The following is a 22579-nucleotide window of genomic DNA, read 5'->3' on the forward strand; positions in this document are numbered from 1 at the left end:
TCACTCCTTACCAAAAAAATGGCGCAACAGAGTGACAACCAGTCTGCTACGCCCGCCAAATAAAATAGAAAAAAAGAAAAAGATACTGGCACAGAGCACGACAGATGGCCCTGCGGGTAACGCGATAGCCCAGGAAATACTGAGCCCAAGCCACGAGCACAGGACACCCACCACACCTGCCAGCAGTAGAATTCCTGGTAAAGTTTGCATCCAGCATCGTGCAGCAACCGCTGGCAGCATCATCACACCGACAACCATCAGCGTGCCGAGCACCTGAAAACCCGCCACCAGATTGAGAACCAGAAGACCCAGAAACAGCGTGTGAAACAGAGTGGGCAGGCGCTTTTTATTGACCTCAAGCCACGTACTGTCAAATACCTCGCTCACCAGTCCCCGGTAGCATACCGCCAGACTAAGCAGGGTTAGTGTCGCTACCGCAGCGACGAAAATTAGGGACGCCCGGTCGACCGCCAGAATCGAGCCGAAGAGAAGATGCAGCAGGTCCACGCTGGATCCGTGTAACGACACCAGCGTGACACCGAGCGCCAGCGAGCCAAGATATAATCCGGCAAAGCTGGCATCTTCCTTAAGCGGCGTTTGCCTGCTGACCCATCCGGCTACCAGTGCAACAACAATACCGGCGATAAATCCCCCTGTCGCCATTGCAAACAGCGACATGCCACTGAGCAGATAACCAATGGCTACGCCGGGCAAAATAGCGTGTGACAACGCATCACCCACCAGGCTCATTCGCCGGAGAAATAAGAAAACGCCCAGTGTGGTAGTGCTAAGCGACAGCGCCAGACACGCCACAAGCGCCCGACGCATAAAGCCATATTCAATAAAAGGCTGAATAAGGAAATGTAACGTCATGACACACACTCCTTGTGCACTTGCGTTTGCCAGTAGCTGCGCTCACTTTCCAGACGCAATACAGAAGGAAAATAGCGCTGCACCCGCGTGGTATCGTGCAGAACGGCCAGAATCGTTTGTCCCCGTTGATGCATTTCTTCGATCAATGACATCAGGACATGACTGGTGTTTTCATCTACCCCGGTCAACGGTTCATCCAGCATGATCAATGGAGCCTGCTGTAACCAGACTCTGGCAAAAAGCATTCTCTGAAATTGCCCACCTGAAAGCGTCTCAATAGGGCTTTTTGCGAGATGCAGCAACCCCACACGCTCAAGTGCGGCCGCAATTCGCAAGCGCTCGCTGCGGCGGATACTGCGAAAAAGTGACACTCGCGGCCAGAGCCCCATGCTCACTACATCCTGGACGACTATCGGGAAATCGGACTCCAGGGTATTTCGCTGGGCAAGCCATCCCGTGTCCGGACGCCCGTGTGGCCAGATAATATGGCCATTCACAGGAGGGAGAAAACCGGCCAGAGTTTTGAGTAACGTCGATTTGCCGCACCCATTTTCACCGACGATTGCAGTCATGCTGCCAACTGCAATATGTCCACTGATGATGGATGTCACGGGAGAATGGTTATAACCGACGCTGAGTTCCTGAAGCTCAATCATGGCAGTGCGATCGCCCACTGAACGGCAGCCCATAAAACACTTAAAATGAGTATGCCCACGCCCAGTCGCAGGAGAAGAGAGAGTGAAAAAAGCGTTGGAGAAAGCATACGAGCCCCTGGAATGTATGTTATAACATAACATTAAATCAGCACAGCAATGATTGTAAAGAAGGGCCAGCGCGGAAATGTGTGACGGAATGTTACAATCTTCTTTCGTTTTCTCCGATTCGTCCCGCTTATTTATTCTACGACCTGCACAAGATAGTCAAGGTCCGAGTGTCAAAGCGTCAATGATTCAATGCCCGGAAAAACTCACGTTTGCCACGAGCGAATAACACATTGATGTCAGGTTACAGTGAAGGATTGTCGTATGTTGTTCATTCAGGATAACTCAAATGAAAATTCATAAAATTATCGTTGCATCCCTGGCAGTGACCTCATTCAGTGCGCTGGCATTTAAATCTGAACTCTCCCCGACGACCACGATCTCCACGAATAAACTCACTGCGATTGAAGCCAGTATTTTTAGCAGTTTTAACCTCAGCCACTCAGGCCCATCGCTCGCCGGAACCTGTAATGCCTCTCCGGTCACAGGTTACGGTTGCGCATTCTGCACTATGCTTCGAAGCCATCTGAATTAAGAGGGCAGAGAGCAAGCTACCTGCAATTACATTACAGATTGCGAAACTGAAAAAAGTGCAAAAACAACCATTCTAAATAAAGTTTGAGCGCGATTTGAGAAGTGGTCAGAACAATTTAACGTCCGCTCCTGGCACAGAGCTGCCTGTCAGATTAGGTTTGGCTCTGTGCCATAGCTGTATCAGGTCAAATCTAAGCGAATACATTTTAAAATATTGCCAACTGGCTGGATAAATCGGTCTCGTGTAGCTCCTTTCCCTGCGCCCGAAAACGGTGAAAGCCCTTGAAACTGGTTATCCTGGTCTTTCGCGGTTGCCCCACCGAGGAAATTTTCTTCAGTTCTCAGTAATAGTTTTGCATTGTCCGAAAAGGCATCCCCGCCAGAATATCCGACTTGTTTCGGACAACTCCTGGGGATTCCTGATGGTAAAAATAAACCTGCAGACACGTTATCGGCTTGGGGCCATCACGCTATGTCTGCTTGCCGCTGGCTGCACAGACTTTAGTTCTCGCTCTGGACCCATGAGCAGGCTTCAGGGCTCTCCCCGTGTTCAGGATCTTTATCAAAACCGTTCCCCTGAAGTTGTTCGTTACGATCGTTACACACTTGCCAGTACGCTACCTGTAGATGCTCAGCGTGACCCACTGAATCAGATTATCGATATCAGGATGCCTTTGCAGATGGTGAATACGATTGGGGAAGGTATGCGATACGTGATGCTTGAATCAGGTTATTCACTGTGTTCAGGCGAACCGGGTGTATTCTCTGAATTGTTCGTTAAACCATTACCGGCTGTGCAGCGTTCAATAGGACCTGTGAAGCTTGGAGATGCTTTACAAATCCTGGCCGGGCCTGCCTGGCGTATGCGCGTAGATGACCTGAATCGAGAAATTTGTTTCGTTCTGCGTGATGAATACCGACATCTTGCCCTCTCAACAACAGGTCCCTTGCAGGCGAGTGTAGCAAGTCAGGGAACAGGGAAATCGGCTTCTACAGGTACACTACTTAACAGTTCTAAGGGACTTTCTGGTACTGGAAATAACAGCTATCCGTTGCCCCCGGCTCGGCCGGAAAGTTCCATTTTGTCACCAGGGACACCAAAAGTTACCTCTCAAGCTGTTTCTCCTTTATCTGTTGCAACGACAGCAAAAACACCTCGTAACCCGTTCTCTGCCAGCGAGCCTGGGGAAAAATCTAAGGTTCCGGTGCAGAAAACACAGGCAAGTCCCGCAGCTAAGTTAACATCTGGCAAGGTAAAACCATCAACAGAGTTGGCTCCTGCGCCTGCGCCTGCGCCGTCAGCATTGTCAGTTGCGTCAACACCTCTGAATAAAGCTGCTCTTGGTGTGCCTTTAACTCCATCTGGTGCAGTGAAACCAGGTGGAACAGTTCAGAACAGTAATCCACCTTCCACTGTTATCTCTCCTACTGCTCCGGTCAGCGGAAAAACTGTTTTCACTCCGGGAGCATTGCTTTCCTCGTTACCAGACGGACAGGCCTGGACCGCGCAGGCAGGCACTACGTTAAAAGAGACTCTGATCCAATGGGCTACATCGGTTCGCTGTGAGAGTGGCAGTAGTCCTACCTGGGTAGTTATCTGGCCAACGCCTGTGAACTACCGCATCGATGTACCATTTACGCTGCGCGGTAATTTCGAGTCGGTTATCGTGCAGCTGTTTAGGTTATATCGCCCTGCAGAAAAACCCCTCTATGCAGCACCAAATCGTCTTCAGTGCCTGGTATTCGTGGACGATAAGCCGATTCAGGACGGGAAATGATATGGGATATGCGCTGCCAGTTTTCGCGCTTTGTCTTGTCATCATCTTGATAGCCGGTGATGCACAGCACCACTCATCAGAGCATGTACGGCTTGCGCTGCAGCAGACTCAGCCTGAACAGCTTGCAGCAGACATGCTTCGGACTGCTGATGTCGTAAATAACTGGCGTCACGGGCGGTCCATAACAGATGGCCCCGTATCAACCGCACTGACTGGAATGGTGCCGTTACCAGACAGTCGTATCAAAAGCATTATTCAGAACGGTCGCCTGTGGATCTGGGTACCTGAAACAGACGGTGTTTATGCCGCGTTGCGCGCCCGCTCAGTGACTTCTGCGCTTGCCCTGACCGTCAGAGGCGGTCGTCTGCGGATGGCGGATGGCACTGATATGAACCTGTCTCTGCCGTCCGGTGTGACGGAAGGCAGCATTGTTTATCTTAACTAACAGAATCAGGGAGCTGCGGATGCCGCGTATACCTTTCTGCCTGACAGTACTTACCGCTGCGTTTGTGCTGTCATCATGTTCGCTGAATGAAATCAGCAAAATAGACAAGGAAGCCGTTGGGCAGGCCGATACGGCTCAGCGAGTGTTGCAGAGTCGTCAGTCCATATCACAACCAACTGTTGTCTGGATGGATAAGCCCTGGGTAAACCTGCAGCCAGTCACGCCGGTGGTCTCCACTCCGGACGAAAAGAATCTGCCTCCCTGTCAGATAACGATTAATCGTCCTGACGGCATTTCACTGCCTGAGCTGGGACAGCGCATCACTGCGCTATGTGGTATACGAGTCTCCATCACACCAGATGCATTTGCTGCGCTGAGCAACGTGAGTACCGGCAGCGTGGTAACTTCTCAGATGAGTGGTCAACTGCCGGCGCCGGATGACAATGGTCGGGTTCCCCTGGCACAGATGGGGGCTACGTCAGCTCAGCCCGTCTCCGTTCAGCCATCACCGGCGCTCATGCGTGGCCTTAAATTCCAGGGAGATGTTCGTGATCTGCTCGATGTCGAAGCCAGCGGGTACGGGCTGTCATGGCGCAGTGACGGAAACGGAGTTTATTTTTATCGACAGGATACCCGCACTTTTCAGCTCGTTATCCTGAATACGAAAGTAAACAGTAGCGCATCAATTAACTCCGGCTCTGGCAATCAGCTGGGCAGCGGTGGCGGCACATCGGGGGGGACTAGCGGAGACATTAGCTCTAATCAGAAGACCGATTATGGCATGAACAGCGACCTGTACGACGACATTCGTAAAACCATCGAGCAGATGCTGACGCCAAAATCTGGTCGTTTCTGGCTTTCAGCAGCTACTGGCACGTTGAGTGTTACTGACACACCGGACGTTCTGGAGCGTATTGGTCGTTACATTGAGTATCAGAATAAGGTTCTAAGCAGGCAGGTCCAGCTCAACATACAGATTGTCAGCGTCAACCAGACGCGTAATGAGCAACTGGGTCTTGACTGGGGGCTCGTATACAAATCCCTGCACAATTTTGGCGCCACTCTGACCGGTTCAATGGCCAATGCTTCGACTTCAGCAGGCAGTGCCGGCATTTCGATTCTCGACACGGCAACAGGCAATGCCGCCAAATTTTCCGGCTCCAGCCTGCTGATTAAAGCGCTTTCCGAGCAGGGCAACGTCAGCATGGCGCTGAACCAGACCGACCCAACAGCAAATTTGACGCCGGTAGCTTATCAGCTCTCAAACCAACAGGGCGTTCTGACAAGTTCCAGTTCAACTGCAACAGCTAATGTCGGGGTTACTTCCTCACAGACCGTAACCACAATCACCACCGGTTTGTTCATGACCATGCTGCCGTTCATCCAGGAAAACGGTGACGTGCAACTGCAGTTCGCTTTTAGCTATACCAGTCCACCGCAGATAGAGAAATTTATCAGTAGGGACGGGAATACCCGTAACGATATACCGAATACCTCGACACAGGGGCTGGCACGTAAAGTTAACCTGCGCTCAGGCCAGACACTGGTATTAACCGGATCTGAGCAACAGAACCTTTCTGCAAACAAGCAGGGAACATTCACACCCGACAACTTTATCCTGGGCGGTGGCCAGAACGGTACGCGCGGTCGTAACACGCTCGTGATTATGATCACCCCTGTTCTGCTGAGGTAATCCATGTCATCAAAGAAAAAATCTTCACTCCGTAGCGGCATTCGCGTCACCCACAACCGTCGCGACTGGATGGCAGGACTTCATTGGGAGCAGCAGCGGAGCGCACTGTTAACGCGATTCCGGGGAAAAGCCTCACCTGACACGCATGTAGTAGTTGCCGGCAGGCGTAACGCATCAATGATGGGGGTCGTTTCCCCCGGGCGTGTGCGACGTAGTCCTTACTCTCTTGCAGTAGCATTCCTGCTGTCTGAAGGGGGAAATACATGGGGGATATACCGCCTCAGCCGCAACGAAGATCTCTGGGTTTTCTTTGCAGCCAGCGGTGGGCAGCTTTCTGTCATGGGTGATGTGACCGGTTCACGCGCGAAGATAGAATCAGCAGCAGAAAACTTCCTGCGTTTTAACGATGCTGATACACCGGGTCTGCGCTGTGCTGCAACCGCAGATGATAATTGTGATGCAACCTCGCTCACTGACAGGCTGAACCGTTCGCAACTGAAGCGTTGCCGCCTGGGTAAGCGCCTGACGACGATGTCGCTTATTATGCCTGCTGCGCTTATTACACTCGTGGCAGCAGCAGGAATTTACTGGTACGACGACGTTCAGCAAAAAGCGGAACAGGCTGCTGCAATGGCAGAGTTTCGCGCCCGAATGGCGATGTCTGCTGATAAGCCAGCTGCGCCAGCCCGAGCGCCACATCCATGGGCCTCTCAGCCACCAGTTTCGCTTTTACTTGGTAATTGCTGGCTGACACGCGAACCACTTTTCGCCTCGGTGGCTGGCTGGCGCTTTACGGACGGTGAATGTGTCCCTGAAGGCCTGCGCTTGCGTTACCTCGCCACACCTGGTGCTACGGTGGAGGATTTCTCCCACCGCGCGAGGGTGCTTCTTGGGCATTCTGCTGTTTTCAACCTTCAGGAGGGAGGTAAAAACGGCGACGTATTCATTCCCTTCCGGAAATACAGCGTAAGTGAGTATACCGACGAGGCCTTGCCTGGCGCGGATGCCCAACTGATGCGTTTCATTTCGCACCTGCAGCGCCGCAACCTGGAAGTCAAGTTCAGTGAAGTGAAACCGCCAGCGGTCGCGCCAGGACAAGAGAAAACCATGCCCGTACAGGACTGGCGCGAATTCACTTTTACTGTCAGCTCGCGTTTGCAGCCTGAACGTCTGCTGCAGGATTTTGATGCGACCGGGCTCCGCCTGAACAGCGTGTCAATCACCATGAGCCCGCAGGGGCAGTTCGACTACACCATGAAGGGGAGCATTTATGCGCAGAATTAATCCCGCGGGAACGGGCCTGCTGCTGTCCGCTCTGTTCTGCGGGCAGGCAGTGGCAACCGTAACCAGTGATGCGCTTCCGCCGAACGTTACGCTTGGCGAACTTGAAGCAGCTCAGGCGCGCAACCTCATTCTGGAGCAGAAAGTGCAGACGGCGCGTCTGGAGCAGCAGCTGCGTGAAAGCCAGTCCGGACAGAGTACTGACAGGAATTATCTGTCTACTGCCGCCCAGCCTGCCATGCCGCTTATGGCGCAGCCAGCTCCTTCACAACAGACTGCCAGTGCAGTCGGTGAAAAGCGGACCGGTGGTGTGCGCCTTCAGGAGATTTACGGCCGTGGCTCGCAGTTGCGTGCACGCATTGTTCTGCCTGATGGCGGAGTCACAGAAGTAGCAAAAGGCGATCAGCTTCCCGGAACCTCAAAGCGGGTCACGGAGGTTACGTCCACGATCGTACGCCTCAGCGACAATTCTGAACTTTCATTCTGAGGTGATGATGTCTCCTGATAAAGAAATCATGGATTTTGTCTTTGCCGAGCAGCATCCGTCTGGAGGGGTTACGCTACTCATCGACGGCAACCGGCGAAAAGACCCTGACATACAGCGCTGGGTTATGGATGTCACCCGGACATGGGCTGATGCAAAAACTGAGTTTGTTACACTCAGCGAACTGAACCGGCGGCGTGAAGTGGCAGAACGTCAGGGCCGTGGGCTTAACCAGGGTGTGAGCGAGGCGGATCTAAGTAACCGTGACGTCAGTGTGTCGCAGGATAAGGTCATCAGCTATATGAGGCTGGGTAACGACTTTAATGCCTCTGATATTCATATGGAAATAAGCGGTGATCGCAAGATTTGCATCGTTCAGTTGCGTATTCACGGCGAGCTGGAGGTGGTGGATGAAGTGAAAGATGTGGAGGGTATGACGCTGGCCTCCACATCTTATCTTTCCATGTGCGACGTGCGCGAGCAGTCATTCTTTGCCGGTCGTGAGCAGTCAGGGCGCATCGATGCAAAGTTCGCCCGCCGCGCCGGCCTCTATGGCGCCCGCTACGAACACCGTCCTACTCCGGATGGGCTGATAGTGGTCATGCGTCTGATCCCGGATGACGGGGACAATATACCGACGCTGCCGCAACTGGGTTTTTTGCCTGAGCAGATTAAGCTCATCATGCAGATCCTGCGTATGCCGGAAGGCATGACGCTGCTGACCGGGCCTACTGGTTCAGGGAAGAGCGCCACGCTGCGCGTGTTCAGTGATATCTGGCTGAAACTGACCGGCGGTAAAAAGCGCCTGCTCACGCTGGAAAACCCGCCCGAGGGGCGTATTCCGGGTGGTATTCAGACCCCCGTTATGCCTGAAGACAATTCACCGGAGGCCATCAGCCGCGCCTGGAGTAACGGAAACGCCTCTGCACTTCGTCTCGATCCGGATGCCATCCTGAACGGTGAGATCCGTGACCTGTATTCCCTTCTCGCCGCCATTTTCGCCAGTGAAACCGGCCACCTGGTGCTGTCGACCCTGCACACCCAGAGCCCTATCGGCTCCCTGCGTCGTATGGAGCATTTCGGTATTGATCGCCACCTTCTGGCGGATGCTGCACTCATCACCGGCCTGATTGGCCAGCGTCTGGTGCCGCTGTTGTGTGAACACTGCCGGGTACCGTGGGAAGTCAAAGTCCCTGAGCTTGATGAAGAAACCCGCGCGCGTCTCGAAAAATATTGTTCTGTCGCGGGCTTGTGCGAACCGAAAAATCTCTTCTTCCGCAACTATGAGGGATGTGAACACTGCCGGAAAACGGTACCACTGACCGGACGCATTATCAGTCGTGGCGTTACAGGGCGAACAGCTATTGCCGAAGTTGTCCGGACAGATGCTCGCCTGATGCAACTTTGGCTTTCACATGGGCCTTCAGTTGCCAGAAAGTACTGGATAAACCAGGGGGGGATTACTCGCCGCATGCATCTGTTGCGTTATCTGGCAGAGGGTCTTGTTGATCCGCTGGAAGGCGATCTCATCTGTCCGCTGGATGAGGATGACATCATGGATTGTGAGGTGCCTGATGGAAAGTGACAGCCATTTTTATCCATCCCGGGAAATGTCGTTCCCTGAAAGGATTCGCTACCGGCTTGTCAGAGCCACTTTTACTGGGAAATACCGCCAGCCATTTTACGAAACGCTGCGCTTTCTTCTTGAAAACCGTAAGGCCCTGAAAGACGCGCTGACCATGATCGGCGATGTACATACTGATTTTGGCAGGCGCTGGCATCCTTATTATGAACTTGTTCAGGACTGCATCGAGGGTGTGAACGACAACCGTCCTGGCCGCGCGCTGCAGGATGTTCTGGCTGCCTGGGCACCTTACGAAGAGGCCGCGCTTATCAGCGCCGGAATGGAAACCGGTAATATTCCTGCCGCGCTGATGCAGGCTGATAAGTTGATTGTTGCCCGTCGGCGAATTCTTGGGCAGGTAATTTTTGCGTCAGTATTTCCTGCCGCGCTTGCCATCCTGAGTACGGGGCTACTACTGGCCAACAATCTCGCACTTGTTCCCACCATGAGCAAAATGTCCGATCCAGCTCGCTGGACCGGTGCACTCGGGTTTATGAATGGAGTAGCGAAGTGGAGTTCCGAGTGGGGTGTTGCTTCTGCCGCTACAGCCGCAGGGCTTGTGCTGCTGTCTTTCTGGTCGTTGCCCCGCTGGCGCGGCCGTCTCAGGCGCTGTGCTGACTGGTTACTACCATGGTCTGTTTATAAAGACCTGCAGGGAGCTGTATTCCTTATGAATATTGGCGCGCTTCTTGGTTCGGGTGTCCAGGAACTCAAAGCTTTGCAGATCCTTAACGGTTTTGCACCGCCCTGGCTGCAGGAACGCATCGAGGCAGCGATGGAGTGCATGAGTGAAGGCGATTCACTTGGCAGAGCTCTGCGTAACAGCGGATATGATTTTCCGAGCCGTGAGGCTGTGAACTATCTCTCTCTTCTGGATAAGGGGGATGGTGCTGCTTCGCTCATCACCAATTATGCGGACCGCTGGCTGGAACAGGCGCTCGCGCGCGTCGCGCGTCGGGCGAATGCCACCAAACTCTTTTCTCTCGTTCTGATTATGAGTTTCTTCTTACTCATCCTGATGATGGTGATGCAGATTCAGGACATGAACACTTTCAACTTACACTAAGGAACCGCCATGTCAGCTCAGACATTACCACATCGCCAACATCAGCCTGACCGGGGCTGGGGCATTCTTGAACACGGTACCATTGCGATCGGGACGATTATCGTACTGGCTATAGTTGGTGCTCTGGTCTGGAGTCTTTGGGGGAAAAAGTCCGTTGCCGTTGAGGTTTCAAATCTCCAGACCGTCGTGACAAACGCGCAGCAGCTTAAGCAGGCGCAGGGGGGATATAACTTTACGAGCGGTACAACTATGACGGGAACGCTTATCCAGCAGGGGGGCGCACCAAAGGCTGGCTGGACTATCCAGGGAACAGCCAGTTCCGGTACCGCTACGATGTGGAACGGTTATGGTGGTCAGGTCGTTCTGGCACCTGTGGCATCGAATGGATTTAACAATGGATTTTCAGTTACATCGCAGAAAGTTCCGCAGGCAGACTGCATCTCTATCACTACTCAACTCGGTTCCGGTGGAGCATTCAGTGCTATCACCATTAACAGTACCGATTACAGTGACGGTCTGGTCAGTGCAGAAGAGGCAGGCAAATCCTGCTCATCAGACAGCGGAATGACAGGTAACAATACACTGGTCTTCACCCATAACGGCTGATGACATGCTGCGCCTGTCCGCTTTTCTGCTGCTGATTTTGGTTTGCCCACGGGTGGATGCATTCTGCTTTGAATCGGCGGGCGCTAAATACCACATTGACCCGCTACTGGTTAAGGCAATAGCCATAGGTGAAAGCAGCCTGCGACCGGATGTCACAAATATTAATCGTGACAAAAAGACCGGGCAGGCACTCAGTACCGATTATGGACTGATGCAGGTTAATTCATCGCATATCGCTTCGCTGATAGCGCAGGGTTACATTCGCAGCTCACAGGACCTCCTGAACCGTCCGTGCCTCAACGTTCAGATAGGTACCTGGATACTGGCGAAGCATTTTCAGGTATGCGGCATAAGCTGGAACTGTCTTGGCTCTTATAACGCAGGTTTTCGTAAGGACCGGCACGAAACTCGCGAGTCCTATGCCAACCGGATTTATGCCATTTATCGTCGGCTTTTACTTAATGAACGGGGAATAAAACTGTGACACTGCTGACGCTGAGTATGCCCTGGGCAACTGTCATTATCATTTTTCCTCTATGCCTCAGCTTATTCAGTTTTATGAGGAGCCTGGTTCGTCTCAGCCTGATGATATTGGATGATGATCAGGAATGGTTTGCTGTTTTTTTCGCCCCTGCATCCACCGGCTTCATCTGGCTTTACGCTACAGCGGCAACTGGCATGATGCTGTCCCCTGTGCCGCTACTGGAGCGACTGATGTCTCTGTTGTTCTGCCTCTTTCTTTTCAGGTTGACGCTTACCGATGCGTTCACAGGATTTCTGCCTCGAGAATTGACGATAAGGTGTCTTATTGCCGGTCTTGTTTCCGCTCTTATCGCTCCCGGCTTTATAGGGCACTTCCTCACAGCTACCACTGCGCTGGTGATTTTTGGCGTCTGGCGTTATGTCACCTTTAGGATTCATGCCCGTGAGTGTCTGGGGCTTGGCGATGTCTGGTTGGCCGGTGCTATTGCGGCCTGGTTGGGAGGGCGAGAGGGGCTTAATGCTCTGCTGATCGGCGTGGTGCTCTTTGTGCTCTGGCAGATATCTGTTCGTCGCATAACTGAAGGAGGGCCGATGGGACCCTGGCTGTGCGCCGGCGCGATTTCTGTGACCCTGTTTAAATTGTATCAACCGCTTATTACATGGTGATGCCTGTGTTCACATATAAAACGACTGACCGGGGCTGGGCTATCCTCAGCACTGGTGCTTCATTGATTATTCTCCTGGTGGTCAGCGTCTGGGGCTTTACCCTTATCAGTGACTGGATGCAAAAACGGACCTGGCTGAATACCGCGTCACAGGTATCTCGCTTTACACAAGCTGTGAAGAGCTACACTGGCCGTTATTACGATACTTTGCTTTCAAGTGCCACCACCACGACCCCGGTTACGGTTACACCCGCTATGCTGAAAAACACCGGATTTCTGGAGCAGGGGTTCAGCGAGACGACAGTAGACGGACAGGCTTATCTGGCTGCTGTTGTTCGTAATGCCACTAATACAGATCAGCTGCAGGCACTGGTTTACACTCAAAACGGCGCGGCACTGCCTTTTCTCGCACTGCGCCAGATATCAATGGATATCACCTCGGGTATGGGCGGCTATATATGGACATCAGGTACTGCTACCGGCGCTATGGGCAGCTGGACTATTCCTCTTTCACAGTTTGGGATAAGTACAACTCAGGGACATATTGCGGCTTTACTGACCACAGATGAACTGGGCGCTGCTCGCGGTGAAAATGATCGCCTTTATCGTTTTTCGGTAACCGGCAAGCCAGACCTCAACACGATGCATACCAGTATTGATATGGGAGGTAACAATCTTAATAACGCAGGCACGATTAATGCCGTAACGGGTAATTTCAGTGGCGATGTGGCGGCCACTGGAAATATAACTGCGAATGGAACTGTTACAGGACAGAATGTTACTGCCGGTTCAAACGTCACCGCAGGAAATACAATAACGGCTAACAACGACATACGTTCAAATAATGGCTGGTTCATAACTCGAGGGAGTAAGGGATGGCTAAATGAAACGTATGGCGGCGGTTTTTATATGTCAGATAATGACTGGGTTCGAGTCATAAATAATAAGAATATTTACACAAGCGGTCAGGTTCGTGGCGGAAGTGTGCGGGCTGATGGAAGACTTTCTACAGGAGAAGTTTTGCAGCTCGACGGAGTCAATACTGCTGGCGCAGTTTGTTCACCAAACGGCCTTGTAAGCCGCGACGCCACTGGAGCCATACTTTCCTGTCAATCCGGTGTGTGGACAGCCGCATCAAAAATCAAAATGCAAACCGTTTTTGGCGAAACCACCTGCGCCAACAAAGCGGTTGCATCTGCTTATTGTCCGTCAGGTACAGTGGCAATAGGTGGTTCTTATGCTTTAAAAAGTTGGTCTGATGGTTCCAACCATAACTCACCCGACTCAATGGTTCTTGATCCTGTAAATGACCGGTTTTACATCGTTTTACCGAACAATTCGAAAGGTGCAGCGTGCTTCCAGGCTATAGCAAACTGCGCCACTAATTAGACGCCAAATCAGTTGTCAGAAACAGACGGCAACGCAATTCGCTTGCCCATTACCAACCTTTGGAGCCGACAAGGTCCATGTGCCATTTGAGTTTCTTACCAAAACGCAGGCACGGTAATTGTTGTAATCGAATCGTGTCTGAGACAATGCACAATATTTATGTTGCCCAATATTACGTGATTGACCGGAGCCGATATCAGGAGAGAAGAACAAATCACCGATTTCAGCATTGTTTTTCCACACACCGGATTGACAGGTTTATTTAATTGCTAATGCACGCCACGCAATGTTGTTGCTGCGGCTTGAATCTTTGTTTTTTACGCAAACGCGAAATTGGCTTCCATTTATGACTGTAAAGTAAGCAGAGGTTACTCCAGCATTAGCCAGAGAACTAAGATCAGATACACTTCCTGTAAGCGATAGAACCTGGCTTACCAGTACCGGAAATCCGCTGTTGACACAGCTATCGTCGCCAATACCGTATATGGTTCCGAACATTTCTACATGTGATCCATAGTCAATAAATCCTGGGTAAACAGTAGAAATTTCATTTCCTTGCCACACACCGGATTGACAGTTCAATCGATACAGCTTACCCAACATCTTTGAGTGCTGCTTCCGTTGTAACCGATCAGGTCAAGCCACCACGAAGAACCGGACGGATATACACGGCATGTACCATTGTCACCTGCCGACATTAATCCAGAAATAAAGCAGTATTTATGAACACCTGGGACCTGATATGTAACTCCTTTTGTTGAGGTGGTTTCCCACATTGCGACATCAGTGTAATGACCAGAATCTTGAGATTTCCACACACCGGATTGACAGTCAAATTCCGGCACCAGGTAGATTTAAGCAAGTGACAGTGATTGTCCCTCCTGATTCGTAATCACCCCATCGCGTATTGGTAACAAACCAGCGATTTGAACTATCTGCATATACCTTCTGAAATCCACCAAAAGGTGAACCATTTAAGTTCGTCCATGAGCAATAAGCATGGATTCCAATATCACTGTTAGTGACATTTTTCCCCACATCGAAAGCCTGTATCGAGAACTTGTTTTGGGATGATTTCCACGCACCGGATTGACAGTAGTATGTGATATATTTCTAATCTTTTTAGGAATATGCGATGCAACTCAGACAGCGAATTAAGAAAATGGAGCTGGGTGTAGCTCTTGATAAATATTACGGTTGTGCATCTGTGCAAAAGCGGGGCCATCTGCAGGAGTTTTATCGGATAAATGTTATAAAGCGTTCAGCTCTTGCCAGGCGATACATGCATGAGATTACTTCGGTTGATATTGCAGAATACCGTGATCAGCGACTCTCTGAAGTAAGTGGTAAAACGGGGCGAACTAATAGCCCTGCAAGTGTCCGACTTGAACTTGCGTTGCTATCTGCCCTTTATAACCTTGCTCGAATTGAATGGGGAACATGTACTCATAACCCTGTTGAGCATGTACGAAAACCACCGGCCTCCAAAGGGCGAACCCGAAGATTGACATCTCAGGAGGAGCGAAAGATTGGCAGGGCGCTGGCAAAACGAAATATCGAGTTGGCAGCCATTTTTCATTTGGCCCTTGAAACGGCTATGCGTCAGGGGGAGATCCTCTCACTTCGCTGGGAGAATATCGACCTGCACATTGGCATCGCTCATTTGCCTCTCACTAAAAATGGGAGCGTAAGGGATGTTCCGTTGTCTTTTAAAGCCAGAAAGGTATTAAGAGAGTATTCCGGCCCTCTATCCGGACCTGTTTTCAGTTATACATCCAATGGGTTTAAAAGCGCCTGGCGAGAAGTTATACAGGCTTTAGGCATTGTCGATTTGCATTTTCATGATCTACGACACGAAGCTATAAGCCGTCTCTTTGAGCTCGGAACACTGAATGTTATGGAAATTGCAGCGATATCAGGACACAAGAGCCTGACGATGCTAAAACGCTATACCCACCTTCGTGCGACGCAGCTGGTTAGTAAACTCGATATACGTAAACGACAGGCGCAGAAACTGGCGGCGATCTTTGTTCCGTATCCTGCTGAACTTGAGAGCAGCAATAACGGTATTGTTTTACGCTTCCCTGATCTTGAACATCCTTCACTTGAAGCGCAAACAAAGGAAGACGTTATCCAGAAAGCCTCTTTTGAGCTTCTCAGAATTCAGGCTCTTGCTGCTCGTTCTGGAGAACGACTCCCCCCACCAGGCAATATCAAAGCCAATGACCCAACTCGTGTGCTTATTAATCCGCTCTGAAATTCTGTGAACCCCTGGATTCAAACACATCATAAACAAGGACGTTTTTGGCTGCGCTGTTATGAAAGTGGCCTTTCCAGATGATCCCCTCCGACCTGGTTTCCCCGCCGAAAAAAACTTCAGAAATGGCAGATGAGTTAATCATCGCCATAGAATGACGTTTTTTGCACCTTATGGCTGTTCTGCGCAGCTATAAGGATTTTGAAATGTCAGTCAGTCAAGTCGTCCCGGAAGAAGTTATACCTGAAAATCCAGAGGTTACTTCTTCGAAAGTTGTGCCTGCTGAGCCAGAGGCTCGCCGGTTGGTTCCCATTAACCTGAAAAAAATAGTCCGGATTGGAGGTCTGGGATTCCTCATTGTTTCTCTTGTTGGTTCTGTGGCCACGATTGTGATCATGGCACAGCAAATCTCTGATCTGAGTATTCGGGTGAACTCCCTGGATGCCGCTTTTCGCAGCGGTCAGATGAGCCAGTTGTCTGGTTCGGTTACTTCGCTCGAAGCTCAAAGCCGGAAACACGAGAAGCAGCTCGAGTCTGTCTCATCAGGGCTTGAATCAGTACAAAACCAGTTAGCTGATTTCCAGGAGGAACATTCAAAATTAACAGGAAGCATTAACAAACTTTCCTCAGAAGCCCTGGCGCGGCGTACCGCGATAGACGAACACTCTGAACGTATTGATGACATTAACTCACGGTTGTCACAGGTTGAATCGCGAGTTGCCGGGCTGAGCAAAGCTGAAAGCAACACTTCTCAGAAAGAATCGAAGCAGAACCAGCAACCAGTCACTAAGAGCAAAACATCTTCAAAATCCGGGACAGGCCAGATCGTAAAAAAGCCTGAGCGGTCAGTCAGGCGCGCAGCTGTTGAAGCACCGTTTGTACTGACCGGCATTGAGCGGCGCGGCGGGCAGATGTTCGCAGTCGTCATCCCCCGTGGAAATTCCCAAATATCAGATATGCGGTTGCTTTCACCGGGAGACGGGATGCTGGGGTGGACGCTTCGTTCTATCCAGGACAGTGGTACCGCTGTTTTCAGCGTGAACGGTGCCCAACAGAGTTTACAGGTTCAATAAGAGACCAGACATATGAAGCATCAGATGAGAAGAATTTTGATGGCAGGTGTACTTTCCTTGCCGCTGTGTGTGGCGGCATCAACAGTTACCACTCAATCGAATCAGAGTCAGCAAACATCCCTGCAGGCATCATCAGCAAACCAGGTTCAGACGCAGCAACAGGGTCAACAATGGGGGCTTTCAGATGAGGACTGGAGTCGCTATCAGTCGTTGATGAAAGGAGCCAGAGGCATTATGTCCCCTGGTCTTGATCCTCTCACTGCCCTGGGCGTCGAGACAGATAATTCATCTGAGCGCCGTCGGCTGGCTGAATTGTGGGTAAAACACGAATACGCCCGTACCGAGAAAGAACTCGCATTTCAACGAGAAATAAACACTGCCTGGCTTCGTCTTTATCCTGAAACATTGGCCGTGAATATGGGGAATGCCGCGGGTATCGCTCATGACACACAAGGAAGACTGGCGTTATTTGTCAAAGAGTCATGTTCACGCTGTGATGCTCGGCTTGCTGCTGTTATCGCCGACAACAGACCGGTAGATATTTACCTTGTCGGAAATGACGTGAGCGACGAAAAAATCAGATCATGGGCAATAAGCCATGGCATACCAGTCGAAAAAGTGCGTAATCGGCAAATTACCCTAAATCATGATCGCGGTTTGTGGCAGCGCTATGGGCAAGGTCAGATGCCAGTTATTTTGCAGCAGGGAGAAGAGGGATGGCAAATTGCCGCATTCTGAAACTGGCTTGCTGTTTATGGTTTGTCAGCACTGGTTGCCTGGCGGTCGTGAATGTAAATAGCAGTGTTCAGGTAGTTCCGCAGGCTTATCGGGTCATTGCTGCTGCCGAGCGCGTTCCGGCAGAATCGCTTTACTCGCTGGCGATGGCCGAAAGCACCCGTAAAACCGCATGGGGGTCTAAACCATGGCCCTGGACTATTAATGTAGCAGGGAAAGGATACCACTTTGAAACCCGCGAGGAGGCCTTTGCGGCACTTCTTGGATTTATGCAGCGCTACCCTCTCAAGCGTATCGATGTCGGTGTAGCCCAGGTCAATCTTGGGTGGAACGGGCATCTTTTCCCATCCTTTCGTGATGCTTTTGATCCCTACACAAATCTTCGTGCAGCGGCCCGAATTCTCCGTGCCTGCTATGACGCTCAGCCTGGAAGCTGGATTAAAGCTGCTGGCTGTTATCACCACCCGGCCGGTGGTAAGCCGGCAGCAAAATATATGGCTATCGTACGCCGCAAGCTAAGTCAGATCGCACCTGATATTAAGGTCCCTGAAGGGGGGCCGGTTGCTCTGGCCAGTCACTCATTAACCTGGGTTGAACCTCAATGAAAAAAAATATCGATAAATATTTCAATGGCATCTTTTGTGTATCACTGCTTACAGCAGCGTTTAGTTGTTTTGCTTCGCTGACAGTGGTCGGGGATCTGGGCGGGGAGTCAACCAGACCATTATTCGAGGCGATTAATTCAGGTGAGGAGTCGCATTTGTCCGATGTTTCTTCCTTGCCTGAACCACCGTCATCGCTGTCTATTTCCGATATGTTGCCCGTTAATACACCGGAAATGACACCCGGAAAGGTGACGTCTCGCCCTCTGCAGTTACCCGGTTTGCCCCCTGTTTTTGTGATTGGCGATGATGATATTTCCCGAGCCTGGCTGCGGCAGCGTGGTGCTGAACTGAAAGGGATGGGCGCCACAGGAATGGTAGTGAATGTTACGACTGAAAGTGCGCTCAACACGCTTAGAGGACTCTTGCCAGGTACTGAGATGGTCCCTGTTCGCGGCGGTGATTTGGCACAGCGATTGAAACTGACGCATTACCCTGTCCTGATTACCGCTGATGGATTAGCGCAATGACCACAGTGGTTTTCATATTATTGGCTTTCATTTCACTCACAGCTTTTTGGCTGCGGTGTAATACAAGAAGTGCCCGTGTCCGCAGACATCAGCGTAATCGACAGACGGCTAACAGGGTGTTGCTAAAACTGCCTGAGCTGAAAGCGGGGCAGCAGGTTTTATATTTACGGAAGATTAATCCCTATGTTTTCGAGGAGATGATTCTGACCGCCATAGAGCGGCGAGGAATACCGGTCAGGCGTAATCCGAGTTACAGCGGTGATGGTGGTATTGATGGTCAGTTCTGGATTGGTCAGGAAAGGTGGCTTGTCCAGGCTAAACGATTTGCCAGTGCTGTTCGTCCTGAACATGTCCGCCAGTTTGGTGAGTTAGTCCGACAAGAAAAATGCAGAGGTCTGTTTGTACACACAGGACGAACAGGTTTTATCAGTTTTAAGTATTTCAGTGATTACCCGGAAATTTTGCTCATAAGCGGGTCTTCCCTTTTGCTACTGCTGTCTGGTGAATCCGTTGAACATGTTCTCCGGCCATTAAAAAAGAGGTAATACAGATGAATTTTTCCACATCAACATTACCGTTTATTGGTTCGGTGTGGCTTTTGGTTTCTTTCCGGATTTTCATATTCCGGTCTGTATTGATTTCTTTGCTGATGTTTGGGTTATTTCTTTTCTTTTATTTATTTCTAGCCGTATTCCGCAAGGCCACAGATTCTGCTCATTTATTCCTCAAACTCAATGATAAAACTTTTGCTCTGTTCCAGGGGAGGGCTTTTATATGAGCGACAAGTACGTGATGGAATCCCTCCTTCGCCCGGCGGTTGAACTGTATTCCGCTGCGGCGGCGGGTAGCGCAACCTTTATTTGCCTTACGGCCCCTTGGGCTGTCGCGCTCGCACCATCGGTCAGTTGGGTGACCGCCGCGGGGTTTGGTGTACTGGCGCTGAAGCGTACATCTGAGGGGATGAAAATACTCCGTTACCGCCAAAACATTCGCCGTTTGCCCCGATATGTACTGACCAGCGAGCAGATCCCCGTCAGCCAGCGGCACTTGTTCCTTGGCAAGGGCTTCCAGTGGTCTCCCCGCCATACGCAGCGTCTTCTGGAAGCGAGGCGTCCGGAGTGTGAGGTCTACGTACAACCTTCTGTTATTTATCGCCTGGCACGCGATCTGGAAAAAAAGATGGAGTACAGCTTGCCGTGGTTGTGCAGGCTGACACGAACTGATTCGGCGCTCAACCCGTTTCGCCCGTTGCCTCCTGTAGGAGGAAGCCCCATTTACCATGGTGTGGAACTGGATGAAACTACGGTCACCTATGATCTCGGAGAACGTGTAGGGCATACACTGGTTATCGGCACCACACGAGTCGGTAAAACCCGGCTTGCTGAGTTACTTATCACACAGGATATTCGCCGTAAAAACGCTGCAGGCGAGCATGAAGTTGTCATCGTGTTTGACCCGAAAGGAGATGCCGATCTGTTGAGGCGAATGTATGCCGAGGCACACCGTGCTGGTCGTCAGGATAACTTCTGGGTGTTCCACCTCGGATGGCCAGATATAAGCGCTCGCTACAATGCCGTTGGACGGTTCAGCCGTATCTCGGAAGTAGCATCACGTGTTGCAGGACAGCTCTCCGGAGAGGGCAATTCTGCTGCATTTCGGGAATTTGCTTGGCGATTTGTCAATATTATTACCCGTGCGCTGGTCGCACTTGGCCAGCGTCCTGATTACGGTCTCATACTGCGTTACGTGACAAACATAGGTGAACTGTACGAAACCTATGTTGAGAATATGCTGAGTGAAAAGGCACCACAGTTGCTGAGTACAGTCGAAGCGCTGTTAGGTAGCGGTATAAGCGAGAAGGATCTGCCGCGTCACATGCAGGGCAGGCCTAATGGCATGAATATCTGGGCTATTGAGCAGGTACTGGCCAGCGAAGAAGGAAAAAAACTGTGGGACCCGGTGCTGGATGGGCTACGTAGCGCTGTGCAATATGATCGAACGTATTTCGACAAAATTGTTGCGTCACTGCTGCCGCTGCTTGAAAAGCTTACAACTGGTAAAACGGCCGCATTGCTGGCACCTGACTATACGGACCTGAACGATCCGAGACCGATCCTGGACTGGCATAACATTATAAAATCGCGCGGCGTGGTTTATATCGGCCTCGATGCACTATCCGACCCTGTTGTCGCAGCAGCAGTCGGCAACAGCATGTTCGCTGATCTCGTTTCCGAAGGTGGACACATCTATAAATTCGGTCTCGGTGATGAGGATGGCAGAAAAAGTTCGAAAGTGGCGATAAATCTTCACTGTGACGAGTTTAACGAGTTAATGGGTGATGAGTTTATTCCTCTCATCAACAAAGGGGGTGGTGCGGGCTTCCAGGTGACTGCATATACGCAGACTCTTTCGGACATCGAGGCCCGTATAGGCAGCAGTGCTAAAGCGAATCAGGTAGTGGGGAACTTCAACTCATTGATAATGCTCCGTGTGCGTGAAAAAAACACTGCCATGCTCCTGACCGACCAATTACCGGAAGTTGACGTCTACCAGAAAACCCTTACATCGGGTGTCACTGACGTATCCCGGCCGGGAGAGGGTACTGATTTTAACAGTAACGTTCAGGACCAGGTCAGTCTGGTTAAAGTCCCGATGCTCAACCCTTCAGACGTTATCAACCTGCCGAAAGGGCAGGCATTTGCCCTGCTTGAAGGAGGGCGCCTGTGGAAAATCAGGATGCCGTTGCCGGCTGATAACGACGATCCTTACATGCCCGCGAGCCTGAAGCAGCTGGCTGACAACATGGAGCAGAATTACCGAACTGGAGAATCCTGGTGGACAGGCGGTGATGCGGCATATTCGGGGGGGCAAAATGTCTCAGCATGACAGAGATACTGCCAATCGCAGTTCGCCATCCCGACAGAAACAATCCGGACCATTCGGCATGTTGCTCTGGGATTTGCCTGTCAGTTTAATTGGCATTCTGCTGGGGTCGCTTCTGGTTAGCCTGCTGATCGAATATGCCTGCATTGCCATACTCTGGCCTGACGAAGGTGCTTCACACAGCTACCGGGTGATGGTTGCAGAAAGCCACTGGTTGTCGGAAGGGTACACGCGGAGTTTACTGATGGCAGCGCCGGTTGAGACGATTTCGCGGTGGGTACATACCGCCTGGAACTGGTTGTTTGTCGATAGCGGATTCAGCCATTGGCTTCAATCATTCAGGGAAACTGGTCAGAAGGGGACTGGAGTTATCCCAACGATAAACCGGTTCGGTGACTCACTAATCGGCTGGCTTGGGGAGTACCTGCAAGCTACGCTCTGGGTAACTCTGATTTTCTTCATCAGGGTGATGATCCTTTTTCTGAGTCTGCCGCTGTTCGGCCTGGTGATTATCACCGGCATAGTTGAAGGGCTGGTCCGTCGAGATTTGCGTCGTTACGGAGCTGGATATGAATCGAGCTTTGTCTACCATCACGCCAAACGTTTTATTAAACCCGCACTTTACGGCCCCTGCATGTTGTATCTGGCCTGGCCGACTGCTGTCTGGCCAAATCTCCTGTTGCTGCCATCAGCATTATTACTTGGCGGTGTTCTGGCCATCGTCACGGCGTCCTTTAAAAAATACCTATAGCCCAGGAAGTAGCTGTTTCGGGAATTCCCCGGAGCCCGCTCGATGTCGCGGGCTTTTTTTTTGAAG

Annotated in this window: 23 protein-coding genes; 20 read left to right on the forward strand and 3 right to left on the reverse strand. The window is 51.2% G+C overall.

What is annotated here, in order from left to right:
• On the reverse strand, positions 1–873 hold the full coding sequence (locus ACJ9Y9_RS01955; RefSeq protein WP_032676557.1) for a metal ABC transporter permease: 873 nt from the start codon (positions 871–873) through the stop codon (positions 1–3).
• Complete coding sequence (locus ACJ9Y9_RS01960; RefSeq protein WP_032676558.1) at positions 870–1529, reverse strand: metal ABC transporter ATP-binding protein; 660 nt, start codon at positions 1527–1529, stop codon at positions 870–872. The genes ACJ9Y9_RS01955 and ACJ9Y9_RS01960 overlap by 4 nt, the downstream gene beginning before the upstream one ends.
• Positions 1530–1923: 394 nt before the next feature.
• Here ACJ9Y9_RS01960 and ACJ9Y9_RS01965 point away from each other — a divergent pair, with 394 nt between their 5' ends.
• The 12 genes from ACJ9Y9_RS01965 to pilV all read left to right on the forward strand — a co-directional run bounded on the left by ACJ9Y9_RS01965 (position 1924) and on the right by pilV (position 13682).
• Entirely contained in the window at positions 1924–2169 is a 246-nt protein-coding gene (locus ACJ9Y9_RS01965; RefSeq protein WP_032676559.1) for a hypothetical protein, read from the forward strand.
• A 421-nt stretch (positions 2170–2590) separates the two neighbouring features.
• Entirely contained in the window at positions 2591–3946 is a 1356-nt protein-coding gene (locus tag ACJ9Y9_RS01970) for a TcpQ domain-containing protein (protein ID WP_046092721.1), read from the forward strand.
• Position 3947: 1 nt separating this feature from the next.
• The gene (pilM, locus tag ACJ9Y9_RS01975) at positions 3948–4391 is read left to right on the forward strand and encodes a type IV pilus biogenesis protein PilM (RefSeq protein WP_032676561.1); all 444 of its coding nucleotides are present in this window, start codon (positions 3948–3950) and stop codon (positions 4389–4391) included.
• Between the two features lie 19 nt (positions 4392–4410).
• Positions 4411–6084 carry a PilN family type IVB pilus formation outer membrane protein gene (locus tag ACJ9Y9_RS01980; protein WP_032676562.1) on the forward strand — a complete coding sequence of 558 codons (1674 nt, stop codon included), beginning with the start codon at positions 4411–4413 and terminating at the stop codon, positions 6082–6084.
• Positions 6085–6087: 3 nt separating this feature from the next.
• Positions 6088–7368, forward strand: a complete 1281-nt coding sequence (gene pilO2 / locus ACJ9Y9_RS01985; RefSeq protein WP_071886859.1) for a type 4b pilus protein PilO2 — start codon at positions 6088–6090, stop codon at positions 7366–7368.
• Positions 7355–7852, forward strand: a complete 498-nt coding sequence (gene pilP, locus ACJ9Y9_RS01990) for a type IV pilus biogenesis protein PilP (protein ID WP_001252747.1) — start codon at positions 7355–7357, stop codon at positions 7850–7852. The genes pilO2 and pilP overlap by 14 nt, the downstream gene beginning before the upstream one ends.
• Before the next feature lie 7 nt (positions 7853–7859).
• A complete protein-coding gene (locus tag ACJ9Y9_RS01995) occupies positions 7860–9434 on the forward strand; it encodes a GspE/PulE family protein (RefSeq protein ID WP_032676564.1) in 1575 nt (524 codons plus the stop codon).
• Positions 9424–10539, forward strand: a complete 1116-nt coding sequence (locus ACJ9Y9_RS02000) for a type II secretion system F family protein (protein WP_032676566.1) — start codon at positions 9424–9426, stop codon at positions 10537–10539. Before ACJ9Y9_RS01995 ends, ACJ9Y9_RS02000 begins: the two co-directional genes overlap by 11 nt.
• Before the next feature lie 9 nt (positions 10540–10548).
• On the forward strand, positions 10549–11145 hold the full coding sequence (locus ACJ9Y9_RS02005; RefSeq protein ID WP_032676568.1) for a type 4 pilus major pilin: 597 nt from the start codon (positions 10549–10551) through the stop codon (positions 11143–11145).
• A 4-nt stretch (positions 11146–11149) separates the two neighbouring features.
• Positions 11150–11629 (forward strand): lytic transglycosylase domain-containing protein, encoded by a 480-nt coding sequence (locus ACJ9Y9_RS02010; protein WP_032676569.1) that lies wholly within the window; start codon positions 11150–11152, stop codon positions 11627–11629.
• Positions 11626–12294, forward strand: coding sequence for an A24 family peptidase (locus ACJ9Y9_RS02015; RefSeq protein ID WP_032676571.1), 669 nt, complete (start codon positions 11626–11628; stop codon positions 12292–12294). Before ACJ9Y9_RS02010 ends, ACJ9Y9_RS02015 begins: the two co-directional genes overlap by 4 nt.
• Positions 12294–13682 (forward strand): shufflon system plasmid conjugative transfer pilus tip adhesin PilV, encoded by a 1389-nt coding sequence (gene pilV / locus ACJ9Y9_RS02020; RefSeq protein WP_032676572.1) that lies wholly within the window; start codon positions 12294–12296, stop codon positions 13680–13682. Before ACJ9Y9_RS02015 ends, pilV begins: the two co-directional genes overlap by 1 nt.
• Positions 13683–13940: 258 nt before the next feature.
• Here the strand turns inward: pilV and ACJ9Y9_RS02025 are convergent, their stop codons facing one another.
• On the reverse strand, positions 13941–14285 hold the full coding sequence (locus ACJ9Y9_RS02025; RefSeq protein ID WP_131820570.1) for a hypothetical protein: 345 nt from the start codon (positions 14283–14285) through the stop codon (positions 13941–13943).
• Between the two features lie 532 nt (positions 14286–14817).
• On the opposite strand from ACJ9Y9_RS02025, the gene ACJ9Y9_RS02030 reads away from it, so the two are divergent.
• From ACJ9Y9_RS02030 to ACJ9Y9_RS02065, 8 genes are all read left to right on the forward strand, one after another.
• A complete protein-coding gene (locus tag ACJ9Y9_RS02030) occupies positions 14818–15939 on the forward strand; it encodes a site-specific integrase (RefSeq protein WP_032676573.1) in 1122 nt (373 codons plus the stop codon).
• Between the two features lie 206 nt (positions 15940–16145).
• Entirely contained in the window at positions 16146–17012 is an 867-nt protein-coding gene (locus ACJ9Y9_RS02035) for a hypothetical protein (RefSeq protein WP_032676574.1), read from the forward strand.
• Positions 17013–17036: 24 nt separating this feature from the next.
• Positions 17037–17750, forward strand: a complete 714-nt coding sequence (locus ACJ9Y9_RS02040) for a TIGR03759 family integrating conjugative element protein (RefSeq protein WP_032676698.1) — start codon at positions 17037–17039, stop codon at positions 17748–17750.
• Positions 17729–18352, forward strand: coding sequence for a transglycosylase SLT domain-containing protein (locus tag ACJ9Y9_RS02045; protein WP_032676575.1), 624 nt, complete (start codon positions 17729–17731; stop codon positions 18350–18352). Before ACJ9Y9_RS02040 ends, ACJ9Y9_RS02045 begins: the two co-directional genes overlap by 22 nt.
• Complete coding sequence (locus ACJ9Y9_RS02050) at positions 18349–18879, forward strand: integrating conjugative element protein (protein WP_032676576.1); 531 nt, start codon at positions 18349–18351, stop codon at positions 18877–18879. Before ACJ9Y9_RS02045 ends, ACJ9Y9_RS02050 begins: the two co-directional genes overlap by 4 nt.
• Positions 18876–19424: a restriction endonuclease gene (locus tag ACJ9Y9_RS02055; protein ID WP_032676577.1), complete on the forward strand. Its 549-nt coding sequence runs from the start codon at positions 18876–18878 to the stop codon at positions 19422–19424. The genes ACJ9Y9_RS02050 and ACJ9Y9_RS02055 overlap by 4 nt, the downstream gene beginning before the upstream one ends.
• 229 nt (positions 19425–19653) lie before the next feature.
• A complete protein-coding gene (gene traD / locus ACJ9Y9_RS02060; protein ID WP_032676579.1) occupies positions 19654–21765 on the forward strand; it encodes a type IV conjugative transfer system coupling protein TraD in 2112 nt (703 codons plus the stop codon).
• A complete protein-coding gene (locus tag ACJ9Y9_RS02065) occupies positions 21752–22513 on the forward strand; it encodes a TIGR03747 family integrating conjugative element membrane protein (RefSeq protein ID WP_024132198.1) in 762 nt (253 codons plus the stop codon). The genes traD and ACJ9Y9_RS02065 overlap by 14 nt, the downstream gene beginning before the upstream one ends.
• The last annotated feature ends 66 nt before the right edge of the window (positions 22514–22579 follow it).

Source organism: Enterobacter sp. CPE_E1241 (assembly GCF_045618265.1).
Lineage (GTDB): Bacteria > Pseudomonadota > Gammaproteobacteria > Enterobacterales > Enterobacteriaceae > Enterobacter > Enterobacter adelaidei.